The 16959-nt window shown below is 50.4% G+C and carries 16 protein-coding genes; all 16 read left to right on the forward strand.

The features are described from left to right. The first annotated feature begins 235 nt into the window (after positions 1 to 235). Positions 236 to 1546 carry a dicarboxylate/amino acid:cation symporter gene (locus Q1A04_RS08735; RefSeq protein WP_299704108.1) on the forward strand — a complete coding sequence of 437 codons (1311 nt, stop codon included), beginning with the start codon at positions 236 to 238 and terminating at the stop codon, positions 1544 to 1546. Positions 1547 to 1755: 209 nt separating this feature from the next. Next, the gene (gene pxpB, locus Q1A04_RS08740) at positions 1756 to 2475 is read left to right on the forward strand and encodes a 5-oxoprolinase subunit PxpB (RefSeq protein ID WP_299704111.1); all 720 of its coding nucleotides are present in this window, start codon (positions 1756 to 1758) and stop codon (positions 2473 to 2475) included. After that, the gene (locus tag Q1A04_RS08745) at positions 2465 to 3439 is read left to right on the forward strand and encodes a biotin-dependent carboxyltransferase family protein (RefSeq protein WP_299704113.1); all 975 of its coding nucleotides are present in this window, start codon (positions 2465 to 2467) and stop codon (positions 3437 to 3439) included. Before pxpB ends, Q1A04_RS08745 begins: the two co-directional genes overlap by 11 nt. Further along, complete coding sequence (locus Q1A04_RS08750) at positions 3436 to 4215, forward strand: 5-oxoprolinase subunit PxpA (RefSeq protein WP_299704116.1); 780 nt, start codon at positions 3436 to 3438, stop codon at positions 4213 to 4215. Before Q1A04_RS08745 ends, Q1A04_RS08750 begins: the two co-directional genes overlap by 4 nt. Continuing rightward, positions 4212 to 5402: an NRAMP family divalent metal transporter gene (locus Q1A04_RS08755; RefSeq protein ID WP_299704119.1), complete on the forward strand. Its 1191-nt coding sequence runs from the start codon at positions 4212 to 4214 to the stop codon at positions 5400 to 5402. The genes Q1A04_RS08750 and Q1A04_RS08755 overlap by 4 nt, the downstream gene beginning before the upstream one ends. Positions 5403 to 5496: 94 nt before the next feature. Further along, on the forward strand, positions 5497 to 6327 hold the full coding sequence (locus Q1A04_RS08760) for a type II CAAX endopeptidase family protein (RefSeq protein WP_299704122.1): 831 nt from the start codon (positions 5497 to 5499) through the stop codon (positions 6325 to 6327). A gap of 100 nt (positions 6328 to 6427) precedes the next feature. Further along, positions 6428 to 6979: a hypothetical protein gene (locus tag Q1A04_RS08765; protein ID WP_299704125.1), complete on the forward strand. Its 552-nt coding sequence runs from the start codon at positions 6428 to 6430 to the stop codon at positions 6977 to 6979. A gap of 71 nt (positions 6980 to 7050) precedes the next feature. Continuing rightward, positions 7051 to 7968: an energy transducer TonB gene (locus tag Q1A04_RS08770; RefSeq protein ID WP_299704128.1), complete on the forward strand. Its 918-nt coding sequence runs from the start codon at positions 7051 to 7053 to the stop codon at positions 7966 to 7968. Between the two features lie 100 nt (positions 7969 to 8068). Next, positions 8069 to 8287, forward strand: coding sequence for a DUF4870 domain-containing protein (locus Q1A04_RS08775; protein ID WP_299706967.1), 219 nt, complete (start codon positions 8069 to 8071; stop codon positions 8285 to 8287). A gap of 83 nt (positions 8288 to 8370) precedes the next feature. Then, positions 8371 to 9588 carry a serine hydrolase gene (locus tag Q1A04_RS08780; RefSeq protein ID WP_299704131.1) on the forward strand — a complete coding sequence of 406 codons (1218 nt, stop codon included), beginning with the start codon at positions 8371 to 8373 and terminating at the stop codon, positions 9586 to 9588. Between the two features lie 40 nt (positions 9589 to 9628). Next, a complete protein-coding gene (locus tag Q1A04_RS08785; RefSeq protein ID WP_299704134.1) occupies positions 9629 to 10369 on the forward strand; it encodes a class I SAM-dependent methyltransferase in 741 nt (246 codons plus the stop codon). Then, complete coding sequence (locus tag Q1A04_RS08790; RefSeq protein ID WP_299704137.1) at positions 10366 to 10659, forward strand: hypothetical protein; 294 nt, start codon at positions 10366 to 10368, stop codon at positions 10657 to 10659. Before Q1A04_RS08785 ends, Q1A04_RS08790 begins: the two co-directional genes overlap by 4 nt. Positions 10660 to 10790: 131 nt before the next feature. Next, positions 10791 to 11378: a TetR/AcrR family transcriptional regulator gene (locus tag Q1A04_RS08795; protein ID WP_299704139.1), complete on the forward strand. Its 588-nt coding sequence runs from the start codon at positions 10791 to 10793 to the stop codon at positions 11376 to 11378. 65 nt (positions 11379 to 11443) lie between these two features. Next, positions 11444 to 12772, forward strand: coding sequence for a TolC family protein (locus tag Q1A04_RS08800; protein WP_299704141.1), 1329 nt, complete (start codon positions 11444 to 11446; stop codon positions 12770 to 12772). Further along, a complete protein-coding gene (locus tag Q1A04_RS08805; protein ID WP_299704144.1) occupies positions 12769 to 13818 on the forward strand; it encodes an efflux RND transporter periplasmic adaptor subunit in 1050 nt (349 codons plus the stop codon). The genes Q1A04_RS08800 and Q1A04_RS08805 overlap by 4 nt, the downstream gene beginning before the upstream one ends. Before the next feature lie 12 nt (positions 13819 to 13830). After that, positions 13831 to 16959, forward strand: a complete 3129-nt coding sequence (locus Q1A04_RS08810) for an efflux RND transporter permease subunit (RefSeq protein ID WP_299704147.1) — start codon at positions 13831 to 13833, stop codon at positions 16957 to 16959.

Raw genomic sequence — 16959 nt, forward strand, 5'->3', positions numbered from 1 at the left:
GTTGCGGCCTTTTTTGTTTTAAGCTGCCTCTATACCACCATCAAAAGATTAAATTTCCGAATTCAGATATTCCGGTCTATTCTTAAGGATTTATCCTTAATTTTACCTGACGCGGGCATACATTCTGGACTGGGTGGCAGCGCCATACCTAGTTCTTTTGCCCGGACTGCGCTAACACTGAACCTTACAAAAACTACTGGCAGGCCATTGCAATCACCCTGTCGACAACCTGTTTATGAAGAAATTAGCTCTACACTGGCAGATACTTATCGGTATGGCACTGGGCGTGGCTTGGGGTATTCTGGCCAGCAACTACGGTTTTATTGAGTTCACTGCTGACTGGATCAAGCCCTTCGGCACCATTTTCATCAACCTGCTCAAACTCATTGCCGTGCCGCTGGTGCTGGTTTCCCTGATCACGGGTGTGGCTAGTCTGAGCGATGTCAGCAAGCTGTCCCGCATCGGCTCCAAAACGATCGGCCTGTACCTCATGACCACCGTCGTCGCGGTCGTGCTGGGGCTCACCATCGTGAATGTGGTGGAGCCCGGCAAGGCCTTCTCGCCTGAAAAGCGGGAAGAGTTTAAAGCTCAGTATGCCGCCACCACCGACCAGCGCTCCTCCGCTGCAGCGGCTGTAGAGCAGCAGGGCCCTTTGCAGGCACTCGTCGACATCGTGCCTGACAACATCTTTGGGGCCATGACCAACAATGCGAGTATGCTGCAGGTTATTTTCTTCGCCTTACTCTTCGGAATCGCCCTTATTATGATCCCCGCCGAGAAGGCAGCCTCCGTCAACGCTTTTTTTGATGGGGTTAACTTAGTTATTCTCAAGATGGTGGATATCATCATGATGGCCGCTCCCTACGGTGTGTTTGCCCTGTTAGCGGGACTTGTGGTGGAATTTGCGGGCGATGATCCGTCAGCCGCCGTGGAACTGTTACTGGTGTTGGGCTATTATGGTCTGGTGGTAATTCTGGGTCTGGCTATTATGATGCTGGTGATATATCCGATACTGGTAGTCACCATCGGTAAGACAAGGTATATCGACTTTTTCAAAGGCATTTTCCCGGCGCAGATGCTAGCACTGTCAACTTCTTCAAGTGCTGCTACATTGCCGGTTACGATGGAGCGCTGCGAGGAAAGACTCGGCATTAACCGCGAGATCACCAGCTTTGTGCTGCCCTTGGGCGCCACCATCAACATGGACGGCACCAGCCTTTACCAAGCCGTGGCGGCTGTGTTTATCGCACAGGCTTTCGGTATGGACTTAGATTTGATGACGCAACTCGGCATTGTGATGACGGCCACACTCGCCTCCATTGGGTCGGCCGCCGTGCCGGGAGCCGGTGTGGTAATGCTCGTGATCGTGTTGCAGCAGGCTGGTATTCCGATTGAAGGTATAGCCCTGATTCTGGCCCCTGACCGCATTCTCGACATGCTCCGCACCACCGTGAACGTGACTGGCGATGCCACCGTGGCCATGGTCGTAGCGCGCACCGAAGGACAGCTGCACCCACCTGTGCTGGAGGATGTAGGCATCCACTAAGGTTTTCCAGCTAACAAGAAAGACAATTACAGAAACACAAGATCCTCACAGCAGGGTCTTGTTTGTTTTTATGTATGTTAGTGCCTTGCAGCGGTATACCCGTTCCGTTTTCCATGTTTAAATTTATACTGGCAGCCGCCTAACCCTACAGCGGCGCATCAGGTATTATACAGGGCATACCAACAGGCTACGATATGAAGCAAAAGGACATGCGCTTATTCCAACTGTATCCCCTCGGCGATGCAGCTGTCACGGTGCAGTTCGGCGATAGCATCGACGAAGACACCCATGCCAAGGTGCGCACTTTTAGTGCTTATCTGGAGCGCCATCCTTTTCCGGGCCTTGTGGAGCAGGTGCCCGCCTTTTCGACCGTTACCATTTACTACGACCCTTGGGTGCTGAGCGAGCAGGGACTTTACAACCCCTATACCCGTGTAACCGAGCAGTTACAAAACATGCTTAAACTGGCTAAGAAAAGTCAGAAAACCGCCAGCCCGCGTGTGGTCGAGATACCAGTCTGCTACAACGGCTCTTTTGGTCCTGATCTGGAGTATGTGGCCCGACACACGAAACTGACACCGCAGGAAGTGATCGCGAGCCACAGCCGCGGCAAATACCTTGTCTACATGATCGGGTTTGCGCCGGGCTTCCCCTACTTGGGCGGCATGAGCAAAAAATTGGCGACACCCCGCAAGCAGCACCCCAGAGCCAACATACCTGCCGGTACGGTAGGTATAGCCGGCAACCAGACCGGCATTTACCCCATCGAGACACCCGGTGGCTGGCAACTGATCGGCCGCACCCCCCTTCGACTTTTTGATCCGGACCGTGAACAACCCAGTTTGCTGCAGGCCGGTGACTTGGTGAAGTTTGTCCCGATCAGTGAAGAAGAGTTCTGGCAAAGAAAGGAGAAAGCGCATGGGGCTTGAGATACTGAAACCGGGCCTCCTGACCACCATTCAGGACACCGGCCGGCATGGCTTCCAGAAAGAAGGCATCATCGTGAGTGGTGCCATGGATACCTTTGCCCTGCGTGTGGCGAACCTGCTTGTCGGCAATGCGCCGCACGAAGCGGCACTGGAGATCACGCTTACCGGCCCGAGCATCCGCTTTACACAGGACCAACTGATAGCCCTGTCCGGCGCCGACCTCTCCCCCACCATCAATGGGGAAAGCGTAGCCATGTGGCGACCCGTGCACGTCAAAAAAGATAGCATCCTTGAATTTAAAGCCCCTAAAGCAGGCTGTCGCAGCTATCTGGCGGTGGCCGGCGGACTTGACTTGCCGCAGGTGATGGGCAGTTACGCCACCTTCCTGCGGGCATTTATAGGAGGCTTCCAAGGCCGGGCGCTGCAAGCAGGCGATTTTATACCTTGCCGCACCTGTGATGAACAAGGTATAGCGCAAAGCTTTAGCTCTTCGAACTGGACACCCGATCCGCAGCTATACCCGAACTATCAGCCTAACCCCTGCATCCGAGCCATCAAAGGGCCGGAATTCGAACTTTTCTCTGAAACGAGCAGCACTCAGATCTGGTCAGAGCGCTTTCAGGTTTCGATGCAGTCAGACCGCATGGGTTACTGTCTGCAGGGCGTTTCGCTATACCTTGAGGAGCCAACCGAACTCATATCCAGTGCGGTGACCTTTGGCACGGTGCAGGTGCCGCCGGAGGGCAAGCCGATTATCCTGATGGCGGACCACCAGACCACGGGCGGCTATCCACGCATCCTGCAGGTGATTTCCGCCGATTTGCCTATATTAGCACAGGTCGTGCCCGGCCAGACTATCTCTTTTGAGGAAGTAACGCTGGAAGAAGCCCAGCAGCTTTACATCCGGCAGGAGCAGCATCTGGTACAACTGGCACGGGCTGTACATCTAAAGAAAAATGCATGAGCACACCTTTTTCGGTAGACCTGAACTGCGACTTGGGCGAAAGCTTTGGCGCCTATCGCATGGGCAACGACGAGCAGCTTCTTCCTTATGTCACTTCGGCCAACATTGCCTGCGGCTTCCATGCCGGCGACCCCTCTGTGATGCGCAAAACCGTGCAGCTCTGCCTGCAGCACAATGTGGCCATCGGGGCGCACCCCGGACTGCCCGATCTGGTAGGCTTTGGCCGCCGCGAAATGGCTGTCACACCAGAAGAAGTTTACGACATGACAGTATACCAGATAGGGGCGCTGCAGGCCTTTGCACAGGCCGAAGGCGGCACACTGCACCACGTGAAACCGCATGGGGCTCTCTATAACATGGCGGCTACTAACATCAACTTGGCAGAGGCCATCGCCGAGGCGATCTACAAAGTAAAACCAGAGGCTATTTTGTATGGCCTAGCCGGAAGCGAACTGATGAAGGCAGGTATACGGCTGGGCTTGCAAACAGCCAACGAGGTATTTGCGGATCGCACCTATCAACAAAACGGCACCCTCACCTCCCGCAAATTACCCAATGCGCTGATAATAGACCATGAAGCGGCTGTGCAGCAAGTCATCCGGATGATAAAAGAAGGAAAAGTCAGGTCACTGCAGGGGCAGGACGTGGGCATACAGGCCGACACTGTTTGCATACATGGCGACGGACTGCATGCCTTGGAATTTGCCAGCCATATCCGGGCGGCGCTCCGAATCGAGGGTATAGCTGTTGCTGCTAAAGAAACACCCCGCGGATGAAGCAAACAAGAAATTGGAGTGTGCTCTTAGGGGCCGCTTTTCTCATGGCCACCTCCGCAGTCGGTCCCGGCTTCCTCACCCAGACCACCGTCTTCACACAATCGCTTGCCGCCAGCTTCGGCTTTGTCATTCTGGCCTCCATCATCCTCGATATTGGCGTGCAGTTGAATGTATGGCGCGTTATTGCCGTGTCGGAGAAGCGGGCGCAGGACATTGCCAATATGCTCCTACCCGGGCTGGGGCTGTTTATCGCGGTGCTCATTGTGCTCGGCGGTTTTGCCTTCAACATCGGCAACGTGGGCGGCGCCGGACTGGGTTTTAATGTGCTGTTTGGCATCTCACCGGAGCTGGGTGCTATCATCGCCGCCGCCATCGCCATCGGTATCTTCTTAGTGCGCGAAGCCAAAAAGGTGATGGACCGCTTCGCCCAGATCATGGGCCTGCTCATGATTCTGCTCATCGTATACGTGGCCATCACCTCCGCTCCGCCTGTGGGTGAGGCGGTGGTCAAGACTTTTATACCTGATCAGATCGACCTAATTGCCATTATCACGCTCGTAGGTGGCACGGTGGGCGGCTACATTACCTTTGCAGGCGGCCACCGTTTGCTTGATGCTGGTGTGAAGGGTGAGGCAGCTTTACCGGAGGTGAATACCAGCGCAGTGTCAGGTATAACTGTAGCTTCGATTATCCGCATCTTTCTTTTCTTGGCTGCTTTGGGCGTGGTGAGCAAAGGTTTGGTGCTGGACGAGAGCAACCCGCCGGCCTCTGTTTTTCAATTGGCAGCCGGAGATATCGGTTATAAGCTCTTTGGTATTGTGATGGTGTCAGCGGCTATTACATCCGTTATCGGCTCGGCCTATACCTCGGTTTCCTTTATCAAGTCCTTCCACAAAAGCATCGAACGGAATGAGAACTGGATGATCATCGGTTTTATCGTCATTTCTACCGCCATCTTCGTGACCATCGGCCGTCCGGTGCACCTGCTTATCCTTGCCGGTGCCCTCAACGGACTCATCCTACCGATCACCCTCGGCACGATCCTGTGGGCCGCTCACAAAACCAAGGTTGTTGGCAGGTATAAGCACCCGCTGTGGCTGACGGTTTTCGGGGTGCTCGTGGTTTTGGTGATGGCTTGGATGGGTGGCTATACCTTGATCAAACAGCTACCAGCTTTGTTTGGATAGGCTCAAGTGTTTACAAGAAGCTATACCCTATTTGACAAACATGTATTTATATTTTACTATATTGGAGTAAGTTTTCTCACCTTAAACTTACACAATGCATCCTACCTCCTCTTCTAAACCCGCCCTTGCCGGCATCTGGGGCTTCTTTGCTTTAAGTTTTATCTTCTCTTGGTTGGTCTGGGGCACCATCTTGGCTTTGCCGATTCCTGACGACCTGCTACTGCCTATTATCATTCTTGGTGCCTTCGGGCCTTCCTTCGCAGCAATTTACTTAGTGCATCGCTACGGCCATGCAGCGGAGAAGCGTGACTTCTGGAGCAGGGTATTCAGTTTCAAACGGATTGGCTGGTTATGGTACTTGGTTATTCTGCTTATTTTCCCGGCTATCTACTTTTTGGGCTATTTCATCTATTCCTTCTTCGGTGGCGTGCAACCACCAATAGCAGGTCTGTTCAGCGGCCTCGATACGCCATCGGCTATACTTACATTCGCACTGATCATGCTATTCGCTGGTCCTGTTTCTGAGGAATTAGGCTGGCGCGGTTACGTACTGGACCCACTGCAGGAAAAGTACGGTGCTATAAAAGGCAGCCTGATACTCGGTCTTTTCTGGATAGGCTGGCACCTGCCGCTATTCTTTATCGAAGGTACCTCGCAGCACGCCAAAGGCTTCGGTATACCTTTCTGGTCTTGGTCTTTCCAGTTGATCATGCTTTCTTTCGTCTTCACTTGGGTATACAACCACACCAACCGAAGCATACTCGGCGCCATCCTACTGCACCTCATGGCCAATATGGCTTATCCGACAAACTTGGACCCAACTGGTGAGGCGATCTTTACCGTGCTGCGGTTATTGATCGTGTTGGCGATTGTATATGCTTGGAAACGGAAGGGAGTGGTGCGGGATGAGCTGGTGATGGTGTAGGGATTGGGTTTCAGAGAATTTGGTATATTGTTACCATATATATTGCAGATAGTGGGAGTAGGCATTCCTGCTATACACTAGTTGGCGTCAATAGATAATTATGAAGAAGGTCTTACATGTGATATTATTTTCAATTCTATTCTCTTGTAATGGAGCAGAAGAAAAAGCACATGTAGAGGCACAAGAGCAATCGATAAAGCACTTTGACAATTTCATCTTCTCAATAGAACCGGGCTGGAGCACAGAGAATGGCAGGGACGTGGAAATAAATAAAGGCGGCACTGCCTATCTTCGTTTGAGAGACAACTGGATAGTTAAGGAAAACTATAAAGTAAATCTGGACCTGCAGAGCCTAAGAAAAATTGCTGCACTTATTGACTCTATGAATATTGAATCATTAGATTCTTTGTACCAAGAGTATGAAGACGGAGCCTATTATTCAATGCGCTTAACAAATAATAGCAGAGAAGTGAGGACTAAAGGCATGAACTATCCCAGCGAAGTTCAGAAAATGATTCTGGAAGTGGTCCAGATTGTAGAAGGGCAGCCATGGGTCAAAACTTCTAACAAACGCTTCGTAACAACTAAAGATGTCTTAAAGCCGCTCCCTCCAGGGCATATGGAGGCACAAGTTGACTTGAATAGCTTGTAATGAAGAATTGGTAAAACTAATAACGCCAACACAGCACATGAATTAAGCTTCGGCTACGCCTTGCTCACCTCATGTACGAGACCGTTAGTTTCAAATTTAGTTATGGAAAAGAAATGAGATTAAAAATATATTTAGCAGCGAGCGCGGTTTTTTTAATTGCAACTGCTTGTCAAGTAACAAAAGACCATGAAAGACTTGTACAACTAGCTTTTGATGACCAAAAAGACAGAAAGGAAAATAGCTCCAAGACTTCTGTCAACGATTACTCGAGGACAGAAGAAGTATACCAAATATTGTCACAAGAAGAGCTGAAAACTTCCAATGACTTTTACAATGCAGCTCTTGTTCTTCAGCATGGCGGTAAATCTGAAGATTTTAAACAGGCAAACTCACTTGCAAAGAAAGCAGTGGAGTTAAATCCAAATAACGCTGATGCTAAAGCCTTGGTTGCTATGTCACAGGACAGATACTTGGAAAGCAACAACAAACCACAGTGGTATGGTACTCAACTAATTGAGCTTGGAGATAAGGAATACCTCCACCCGATTGATACAACAATCATAACAGAACAGGATAGGAAGGATCTGTGTGTACAGAGCCTAAGTCAGTTACTTGCACACCTAAATAAGCAGCATCAAAAAAATGAAACGGATATTAGTGTCTATTTCGTTACCGATTCTTTGTATAGGACCTTTTATCCTGAAGTGAAAGCAGAAATGGTAGGCACCTTTGAGCAGTTGCTTGAACAAATTCAATACCCTAAAGCGGCGCTTGAGAATAACATAACGGGTAAAGTACTAGTCCAGTACACGATTGATGCAAACGGTAATGTTAAAGATGCTGTGGTCGTTGATGGGATTGGGTACGGATGTGACGAAGAAGCTTTGAGAGTTATCAATTTGGCAAAGTTCAAAAATTACATGAATCAGGATATAGAGAGGAGGTCAAGAGTACCATTTGAAATAAAATCGGAAACTAACAAAAACTAAAGCACATTGAACGCACCATAGCCAAGCCGATATACAAAATTTAAATCACGAAAATGTATCAATTAAATGCTCATGTTTTACCAACAGAATCTTCCAGCAAATATGGCACGGCAGAGCCGTTGTTAATTTTCACTTGACGGCTACCCTTGCCTTTATGGCGGGTGTTGCCTTGCTGCTAATTCTTTTTCAGCTTGGTTTACTGCTCATCATGCTTACATCAGCCTATGCGGTAGCCCTGATTCTGTTGAACGCCCGGCGAGTGATGAAAGGCGAAAATTATTCATATCCGCTGTCTCTGGCCATTATGTCGCCTAAGTGACGGGCAGGTGTCGCTAGCTTGCTTGCTCAAATAACCTAGCTTTGAGGCTATACAATTCGTTTAACTCTAAAGCTATGAACAGTATGTTAAAACAATTCTTATTTACACTCTCGGCCGTGCTTCTTAGCATGGCCCCCTCGCTCGGACAAGACAGGCAGATTCAGAAAATAGATGGCAACTATACCTCCTCTCAGGAGATCGATAAAGTTGTCGCGCGTTTGATGGACACAGCCGATGTGACAGGACTGGCATTAACTGTCTTCAATAACCACAACGCTGTTTACCAGAAGGCATTTGGCTACAGCAATGCAGCCAACAAAACTCCCTTAAGCACAAGCACGATTTTTTACGGAGCTTCTCTTAGCAAAGCCGTTTTCTCAGTGCTGGTGATGCAACTGGTGGAGGAAGGCGTAATACAGCTCGATACCCCGCTACAGCATTACCTCAAGAAACCCCTTCCTGATTATAAGTTTGCGAAAAGCTGGAAAGGGTATAGCGACCTAAAAGGTGACAAGCGATATGAGACCATCACAGCACGCATGTGCTTAACCCATACCACTGGCTTTCCCAACTGGCGTTTTTTAACCAGCAAAGGGCGTGACCCGGAAGGTAAGCTATACTTTCAGTTTGACCCCGGAACCCGCTATAGTTACTCTGGGGAAGGACTAAGTCTGCTTCAGTTTGTGCTGGAGCAAATAACAGGAAAAGGACTGGAAGGAATGGCGCAGGAACGGATATTCAAGCCACTGGGCATGCGCAGGACCAGCTACATTTATGTATGGCAGCCCGGCATGGAAAACCAATATGCCTATGGGCATAACAGCCAAGAGAATCCGCTTCCTAAAGACGAGGCAGATGATGCCGGTGCAGCAGGTAGCATGGGTACAACGCCAGCAGATTATTCTAAATTTCTGGAAGCGGTACTGAGCCAGCAACTGCTTCGGAATGACACCTATAACGAAATGTTTAAGCAACAGGTGGCCATCAGAAGCAAGCAACAGTTCGGACCCAATGCATTAATTGATACGGATGAAAATGCAGATATAAATTTAGGTTACGGCTTGGGATGGGGCGTATTAGACTCGCCCTATGGTACGGGAGCCTTCAAAGAAGGACATTCAGAGGGCTACCAACACTATTCTATTATTTTTCCGGATTCAGGTATAGGTGTGCTAATCCTGACTAACAGTGATAACGGTGAAAGCATATTTAAAGAGTTTCTAGAAAAGACCATAGGAGACATCTTCACGCCTTGGCAATGGGAAAATTATATCCCGTATGATTACCAAGATAGAAAGTAAAGAAGTAACCGCGTATAGTTGAGCAACGCAGTGGAAAACTATGAAAGACAATTTCTCTACTCAATCTGACAAATACGCGCAGTACAGACCGGGCTATCCGGCGGAATTCTATGAGTACTTAAACTCAATTGTTCCAGCAAAACAAGCAGCTTGGGAATGTGGAACAGGAAACGGCCAAGTTGCCTTCGAATTAGCAAAAACATTTGACAAGGTATACGCGACTGACATTAGTCAATCGCAGCTAGACAACGCCTTGCAGGCAGAGAACATAGCATACTCGGTGCAGCCCGCAGAAAGTACCAATTTTGCAGATCAACAATTTAACCTGATCATCACGGCCCAAGCCATTCACTGGTTTGACTTTGAGAGGTTTTATGCCGAAGTAAGGAGAACAGCCAAAGTAAACGCTTTGCTTTGCGTACTCGGCTATGGTAGAATAGAAATTTCAGAACCAATAGATCAGCTCATTACTTCCTTTTACAAGGATGTGATCGGAGACTATTGGGACAAAGAACGCAGGTACATCGACGAGAACTACCAGACAATTCCCTTTCCTTTTACTGAGATCCAAACGCCTCTCTTCGAGAATAAGCTACAGTGGGATCTGGACCATGTGATCGGATATTTGAATACTTGGTCGGCTGTGAAACACTTTATCAAACAAAACGGGTATAATCCGATTGACAAACTGCAAAACGAACTAGAACAGCATTGGCATAAGCATCAGACAAGAGAAGTCAGATTTCCTTTGCTATTGCGTATAGGACAAGTAAAACCATGAACCTCCCCACTTTCAAAGCCAGCCTCTCCGCTCCCGCGCCTCCTCCGGAAGCCTCGGTGTACATGCAGGCGCTGTGGCATGAGGCGAAAGGCAACTGGGACAAGGCGCATGTGCTCATCCAAGACCTGCCGGACAAAGATGCGGCTTGGATTCACGCCTACCTGCACCGCAAGGAGGGTGACTCGTGGAATGCCGACTACTGGTATAGCTGGGCAGATCGGAAAAGGCCCGACTGCACATTGCAGGAAGAGTGGGATAATATCGCCAGCACCCTCATAGAAAAAGCCTAGCCCTAACCCATGCGCTTTCCACCTATCTTCTTTTCTCTAGTATACCTCTGTATACACCCTATACCACTGAAACTTGCAAGTTTCTTTTTTTATAGCTACCTTTGTTAGTAAACATTCACTTACATAAAAATATGCTAGCAGTATCAGATAGACAACTGGAGATAATAGAGTCAGCAGGCAGGATTCTGAACGCCTCGGGTGTAAGTGGCCTGACCATAAAGAACCTTGCCAAAGAGATGCAGTTTTCAGAGAGCGCCATTTACCGGCACTTTGCCAGTAAGGAAGAAATCATTTTGGTGTTGCTGAACTACCTGTCAGAAAGTATGGATGAGCGGCTAGGACGGGCTGTGCAGGATATACATGATCCGGAAGAGAAATTTAAGGCACTCTTTAGAAACCAGTTTGAGTTTTTTCGGTTGCACCCTCATTTTGTAGTGGCTGTCTTTTCTGACGGTTTGTTAGAGGAAAGCCAATTGATAAACAATGCGATACTGAAAATTATGCAGGTGAAAATGAAGCACCTGTTGCCAGTAATGATGGAGGGACAGCAGAGAGGTGTCTTCACCAATGCCATTACTACCGAAGAGCTGATGCACATCGTGATGGGAAGTTTCCGTCTGCAGATGTTTAAATGGCGCATAGCCAATTTTGAATTTGACATAGCCCGTAGTGGCGAAAACCTGATCCAGTCCCTACTAACCCTTATTAGGGTAAAGTAAAAGATTTATAGGCGCATGATATTGACAGGCCCCAAGCCCCAAAAAGTAAAAAAATTTTAAAAATCATGTTAGTAAACGTTCACAAACATAATATATTCTTGTTACTCTTGGTAGCTGCACTAGCATTTCCGGCCAAAGCACAGGTATGGACCTTGCAACAGAGCATAGACACTGCCATGGTAAACAACAGAAATCTGCAAATAGGCAGAAATACCACTGCCATCAGCCAGTACAAGCACCAAGAGGCACGGGCCAACCTGATCCCAAAGCTCCATGCCAATGCCGACTACCGCTACTATACCAACCTCCCCTACCAGTTGATGCCAATGTCTGTTTTTGGCGGACAAGAGGGCCAGTTCAAAGAAGCGCAGTTCGGGGTGCCGCATAACATCAACGCCAATGTGCAACTCACCATGCCCCTTTACAACTCACAGGTGCAGGGCGCCATCAAAACCACAGAAATAGCTTCGGAACTGACCGCTTTGCAATACCGGAAAACCGAGGAAAGGGTATACTTGGAGGTTGCCAACCTTTACTACAATGCGCAGATCCTGAAAAACCAGCTGGCTTTTATCGACAGTAACCTCGTGAACAGCCTGCAGCTTCTCAAAAACATGCAGTTGCTCAAAGAACAGTTGCTGGCCAAAGGCAGCGACGTAAACAAAGTCGCCCTGCAGACCGAGCAGCTGGCCACACAACGCGAACTCATCAACAGCAACTACGAACAGGTGCTCAATGCTCTTAAATTCACCATGGGGCTGTCGCTTGCCACTGAACTGGACATTGACCCCTCCATCAGCTACCACACCGAAACCGCTTACACCGAGACGCTCACCACCGATGTGCAGGTGGCACAGGTACAGACCAAGTTGCATTCCAGCGAACTAACTACACTGCAGCGCTCCAAGTTGCCCAGCCTTTCGCTTTATGGCACCTATGGCACCACCGGCTTCGGCTACGATCAGTCTCCCAACAACTTCCTAAAGTTCTACCCCATCGGTTTTGCAGGCGTACAGCTCTCCCTCCCCTTGTTCAACGGCACTGTCACGCAACAGAAGATCAGCCAGAAAAAACTGGAGCTGGCCAACAGCGAACTGCAGTTGCGGGAGCAGACTGAGCAGAACAGCATGCAGGTGGAGAACGCCCGCAAACAAAGGCAGGTGGCACAGCAAACCGTCACCAACAACCTGTCGCAGATAGAGCTGGCCAAATCGGTTTACGAGCAGACCTTGCTGCAGCAAAAACACGGTGTGGCCTCCCTAACCGATGTGCTTTTGGCAGACAATACCCTGCGGGAAGCGCAGCAGAACTACTTATCGGCTATGGTCAACTACCTGAAAGCCGACCTTGAACTCAAACATTTAACCGGCAACATTTTAAATTCTAAGCCATGAAAAAGGCACTTTATATCCTCATTCCGCTCATTTTGGTAGCTGTTGTGGCGCTGCGACTCAAGGCGAACAAAGAAACCTCCCAGCAGCGGGTATACCACTACGACAAAGAGCAACCCATACCGGTACAGGTCGACACCTTGGTGCTTCAGAAGACAGCGGCGGCCTATGCGTTTACGGGCACTTTTGAGCCGAACCGCGAAACGAAACTAAGTGCCGAAGTACAGGGGAAAGTGGACGCCATACTGGTGGAAACCGGTACCCGCGTCAGAAAAGGCCAGCCCTTGGTGCAGCTGGACAACGCTCTATTGAGATACCAGCTTCAGGCTGTGAATGTGCAGATAGAGGGGCTGGAGGCTGACGTGAAGCGCTATACCGTGCTGGTGGACGCCGATGCGGTGCAGGGCGTTCAGTTGGAGAAAGCGATCCTTGGCATGAAGAGCGCCAAGGTGCAGCGCAGCACCCTGCAGGAACAGATCCGCAAGTCTACCATCACCGCTCCTTTTGATGGGATAATAACGGCAAAACTGACGGAGGTTGGCGCTTTTGCGGCCCCGGGCGTGCCTTTGCTACAACTCACCGATATCTCCCAACTCAAGTTTACGGTAACGGTACCGGAGTCTGAACTGGCGCTTTTTCAGAATGGGCAAACGTACCAGCTGCAAGCCACCGCCTACCCCGATGTGGCACTCTCCGGCAAGCCGACCATGATGGGCAGCAAGGGCAATGTAGCCAACAGCTTCCCGGTGGAGCTAACAGTGCAGAACACACCGGATCTTAAAATAAAGTCAGGGATGTTCGGCGAAGTGAAATTGCAGGCAACGCAGCCCGTAAACGGAATCGTGATACCCGCCTCGGCCATTGTTGGCTCCAGCGTGCAGCCACAGGTATACCTCATCAGAAACAACAAGGCAACACTTCAGGAGATCCGCATTTCAGAAAGGATCGGGAACAAAGCTGTGGTCAGCAGCGGGCTGCAGGAGGGTGATCTCGTCGTGACTGGCGGGTTCATCAACCTGTATGCCGGTGCCAATGTGCGTGTACAATAAAATCAGAAAGCCATGAATATTACAGAAATATCCATAAAACGGCCCTCGCTGATCATCGTGCTGTTCAGTGTGCTGGCCTTGCTAGGCTTTATCGGGTATAAAAACCTTAGCTACGAGCTGATGCCCGATTTTAACCAGCCCGTGGTTGTGATCAAGACTATGTACCCCGGCGCCGAGCCGCAGGAAGTGGAAACCTCCGTTTCCCGGCCCATAGAAGACGCTCTCTCTAACTTGGAGGGCGTGGACTACCTTGTCACCAAATCGCTGCCCAATGCCTCCATCGTCATTGCCAACCTGAAGTATGGCACCGATCTGGACAATACCATGCAGGACGCCCAGCGCTACATCGACAACATCCGCAAAGACCTGCCGCAGGACATCCTAAGCCCCGAGATGAGCAAGGTCTCGCCCAATGACCTGCCGATCATGTCGGTGAGCGCGACGAGCACGCATTCCGCCACGGAGTTTTACCAGCTCATGAAAGATGATTTTCTGCCACAGGTACAGCAAATAAAAGGGGTGGCGGAGATTACCTTGCTAGGCGGCGAAGAGCGTGAAATACAGGTGAAAGTAGATCAGGAAAAGCTGAAACTGTATAAACTCTCGCTCAATCAGGTGGTGGAGGCCATCAACCGGGCCGGTCTGGATGTGCCTGCAGGCAAAGTAGAATCCGGCACCGAGAACAACGCAGTACGGCTGGCCGGCAAGTTCCAAAGCACAGAAGCCATAGCACGCGTACAGGTGGCCATGCCGGTACCGGGCAGCCCGGTGTATGTACGGGATGTGGCCACAATCACAGACGGCATAAAAGATGCCTCCTCCGTTAACCGCTACAATGGCCAGAATGGAATCGGGCTCCTCATCAAGAAACAGGGTGACGCCAACGCGGTGGATGTATCGTGGTTGGTGCGAGAGAAGTTTACAGCCATTGAACAGCAACACGCCGCCAGCGGGGTAACCTTTACCATAGCCGACGACAGCACCGACAACACCATTGCCGCTGTTGATGCCGTGGTATTCGACCTGATTCTGGCCGTTATACTGGTGTCGCTGGTGATGTTGCTCTTCCTGCGCAGTTTCCGCAATGCCCTGATCGTGCTGGTGGCTATACCTACTTCGCTCATTACAGCTTTTGCCGTGATGTGGGTCTTGGGCTATACCCTGAACCTGATGACCTTGCTAGCCATGTCGCTGATCATCGGTATCTTGGTAGACGATGCCACCGTGGTGCTGGAGAACATACAGCGCCACTTGGACATGGGCAAAGACAAACGCACCGCCGCTATGGACGGCCGGATGGAGATCGGCTTCTCGGCCCTGTCTATCACGCTGGTGGACGTGGTCGTTTTTCTCCCGATACTTTTTCTGCAGGTGTTCGTGGCCGATATGCTCAAGCAATTCTCGGTGGTGGTCATCACCTCTACGCTTACCAGTTTGCTGGTGGGCTTTACGCTTACCCCTTGGATGGCTTCCCGTATAGGCAAGTCCGAGGACCTGCGTCCGACCAATATCTTCAATCGCTTCCTGTTGTGGTTTGAGCACCAACTGGAGCGTTTCAGTAACTGGTATGGGCGGCAACTCGAGTGGGTCCTGCAACACAAACTGATCTTTTCGGGTTTCGTGCTGGTACTGTTTGTGCTTACAGCGGTCATCATGAAACAGGGAATTATCGGCAAGGAATTGATCTCTACAGGTGACCAAGGCAAGTTCCGGATGAGTCTGGAGTTTGACAAATCCACCCCCTTGCACCAGAACAACATCACCTCCATGCAGATCGAACAATTCATACTCCAGCAACCCGAGGTGGCCACTGTTTTCAGCAATGTGGGCGGCCCGAGCACAGGTATAGGCAGTCTGGGTGTAGGCTCGGCTAACAAGACGGAGTTTACGGTGCAGCTCAAGCCGGCTTCAGAACGCGGGAAGCAACCCACCGAGGCTTTTATGCTGGAGCTTCGGGAGGCCATGCAACAACAGTTCCCGGGAATCAACTACTCTATGGCTGCCTTGGGGCTTATACCGCGTACCGCCCCTATCGAAATTACCTTGAGCGGCAGCAACACGGCACAGGTCATGCAGGCCGGAAACGATTTGAAAACCGTGATCGAGAAAATACCCGGAGCGGACAATGTGCGACTTTCGGTGGAAGAGGGAAGTCCGGAGTACCGCGTTATTCCCCGCCCGGATAAGATGCAGCGCCTCGGTCTGAACACTGCCTACGTGGGCATGCACCTGCGCACTGCCTTTACAGGCAACGACGACGCCACCCTGACCGACCGCGGCACAGAATACCCTGTGAGAATCTGGTTGGATGATTTCAGCCGGAAAAACTACACCGATGTGCAACATCTTTCCATCGTAAACCCGATGGGTATGCCTGTGCAGGTACACCAGTTTGCGGATATGGTGCAAGATAACTCGCCCTCACTCCTCGAAAGGAAAGACCGGCAACCGGCAGTTACCCTGACGGCTGATGCCTTGGGAAGACCCTCCGGCACCGTGGCTGACGATGTGTTGGCTTATGTTTCGGAGAATCCCCTGCCGGCAGGTATAAGCATGACATGGGGAAGCGACATCAAACGACAACAGGATAGCTTCGGCGCCCTTGGTTCCGTTCTCCTAATCTCATTCCTCCTGATCTACCTCATCATGGTGGCGCTCTACGACAGCTTTGTGTATCCTTTTGTGGTGTTGTTCTCTATACCGGTGGCGGCCATCGGTGCTTTCTTGGCTCTTAACCTGACACTAAGCAATTTAAGCCTGTTTGCTTTGCTCGGCCTCATTATGCTGATGGGACTGGTGGCCAAAAACGCCATCCTGATCGTGGACTTCACCAACCAGTTAAAGGCACAGGGCATGCATTACAGGGAGGCATTGGTAGTGGCAGGCAAAGGCCGTCTGCGCCCCATCCTGATGACGACCCTCTCCATGGTAATCGGTATGCTGCCCATCGCGCTTGCCACAGGCACCGCCAGTGAATGGAAAAACGGCTTGGCCTGGGTCATTATAGGGGGCTTGCTCTCTTCTCTTATCCTGACGGTATACCTTGTGCCCATGGTGTACGATGTGGTGGACACAATCAAGGAAAAAGCAAGCACTCTGGGGAAGAAAAAGGAGAAGCCTAGCCCAGCGCTAACTTCGTGA

This window comes from uncultured Pontibacter sp., assembly GCF_947499215.1.
Lineage (GTDB): Bacteria > Bacteroidota > Bacteroidia > Cytophagales > Hymenobacteraceae > Pontibacter.

What these genes read in the sequence shown, in the direction of transcription:
- Q1A04_RS08795 (WP_299704139.1), top strand. Translation starts at nt 10,791, where the DNA reads ATGCTAGCAGTATCAGATAGACAACTGGAGATAATAGAGTCAGCAGGC.
- Q1A04_RS08790 (WP_299704137.1), top strand. Translation starts at nt 10,366, where the DNA reads ATGAACCTCCCCACTTTCAAAGCCAGCCTCTCCGCTCCCGCGCCTCCT.
- Q1A04_RS08810 (WP_299704147.1), top strand. Translation starts at nt 13,831, where the DNA reads ATGAATATTACAGAAATATCCATAAAACGGCCCTCGCTGATCATCGTG.
- Q1A04_RS08780 (WP_299704131.1), top strand. Translation starts at nt 8,371, where the DNA reads ATGTTAAAACAATTCTTATTTACACTCTCGGCCGTGCTTCTTAGCATG.
- Q1A04_RS08755 (WP_299704119.1), top strand. Translation starts at nt 4,212, where the DNA reads ATGAAGCAAACAAGAAATTGGAGTGTGCTCTTAGGGGCCGCTTTTCTC.
- Q1A04_RS08800 (WP_299704141.1), top strand. Translation starts at nt 11,444, where the DNA reads ATGTTAGTAAACGTTCACAAACATAATATATTCTTGTTACTCTTGGTA.
- Q1A04_RS08750 (WP_299704116.1), top strand. Translation starts at nt 3,436, where the DNA reads ATGAGCACACCTTTTTCGGTAGACCTGAACTGCGACTTGGGCGAAAGC.
- pxpB (WP_299704111.1), top strand. Translation starts at nt 1,756, where the DNA reads ATGCGCTTATTCCAACTGTATCCCCTCGGCGATGCAGCTGTCACGGTG.
- Q1A04_RS08765 (WP_299704125.1), top strand. Translation starts at nt 6,428, where the DNA reads ATGAAGAAGGTCTTACATGTGATATTATTTTCAATTCTATTCTCTTGT.
- Q1A04_RS08805 (WP_299704144.1), top strand. Translation starts at nt 12,769, where the DNA reads ATGAAAAAGGCACTTTATATCCTCATTCCGCTCATTTTGGTAGCTGTT.
- Q1A04_RS08735 (WP_299704108.1), top strand. Translation starts at nt 236, where the DNA reads ATGAAGAAATTAGCTCTACACTGGCAGATACTTATCGGTATGGCACTG.
- Q1A04_RS08770 (WP_299704128.1), top strand. Translation starts at nt 7,051, where the DNA reads ATGTACGAGACCGTTAGTTTCAAATTTAGTTATGGAAAAGAAATGAGA.
- Q1A04_RS08745 (WP_299704113.1), top strand. Translation starts at nt 2,465, where the DNA reads ATGGGGCTTGAGATACTGAAACCGGGCCTCCTGACCACCATTCAGGAC.
- Q1A04_RS08760 (WP_299704122.1), top strand. Translation starts at nt 5,497, where the DNA reads ATGCATCCTACCTCCTCTTCTAAACCCGCCCTTGCCGGCATCTGGGGC.
- Q1A04_RS08785 (WP_299704134.1), top strand. Translation starts at nt 9,629, where the DNA reads ATGAAAGACAATTTCTCTACTCAATCTGACAAATACGCGCAGTACAGA.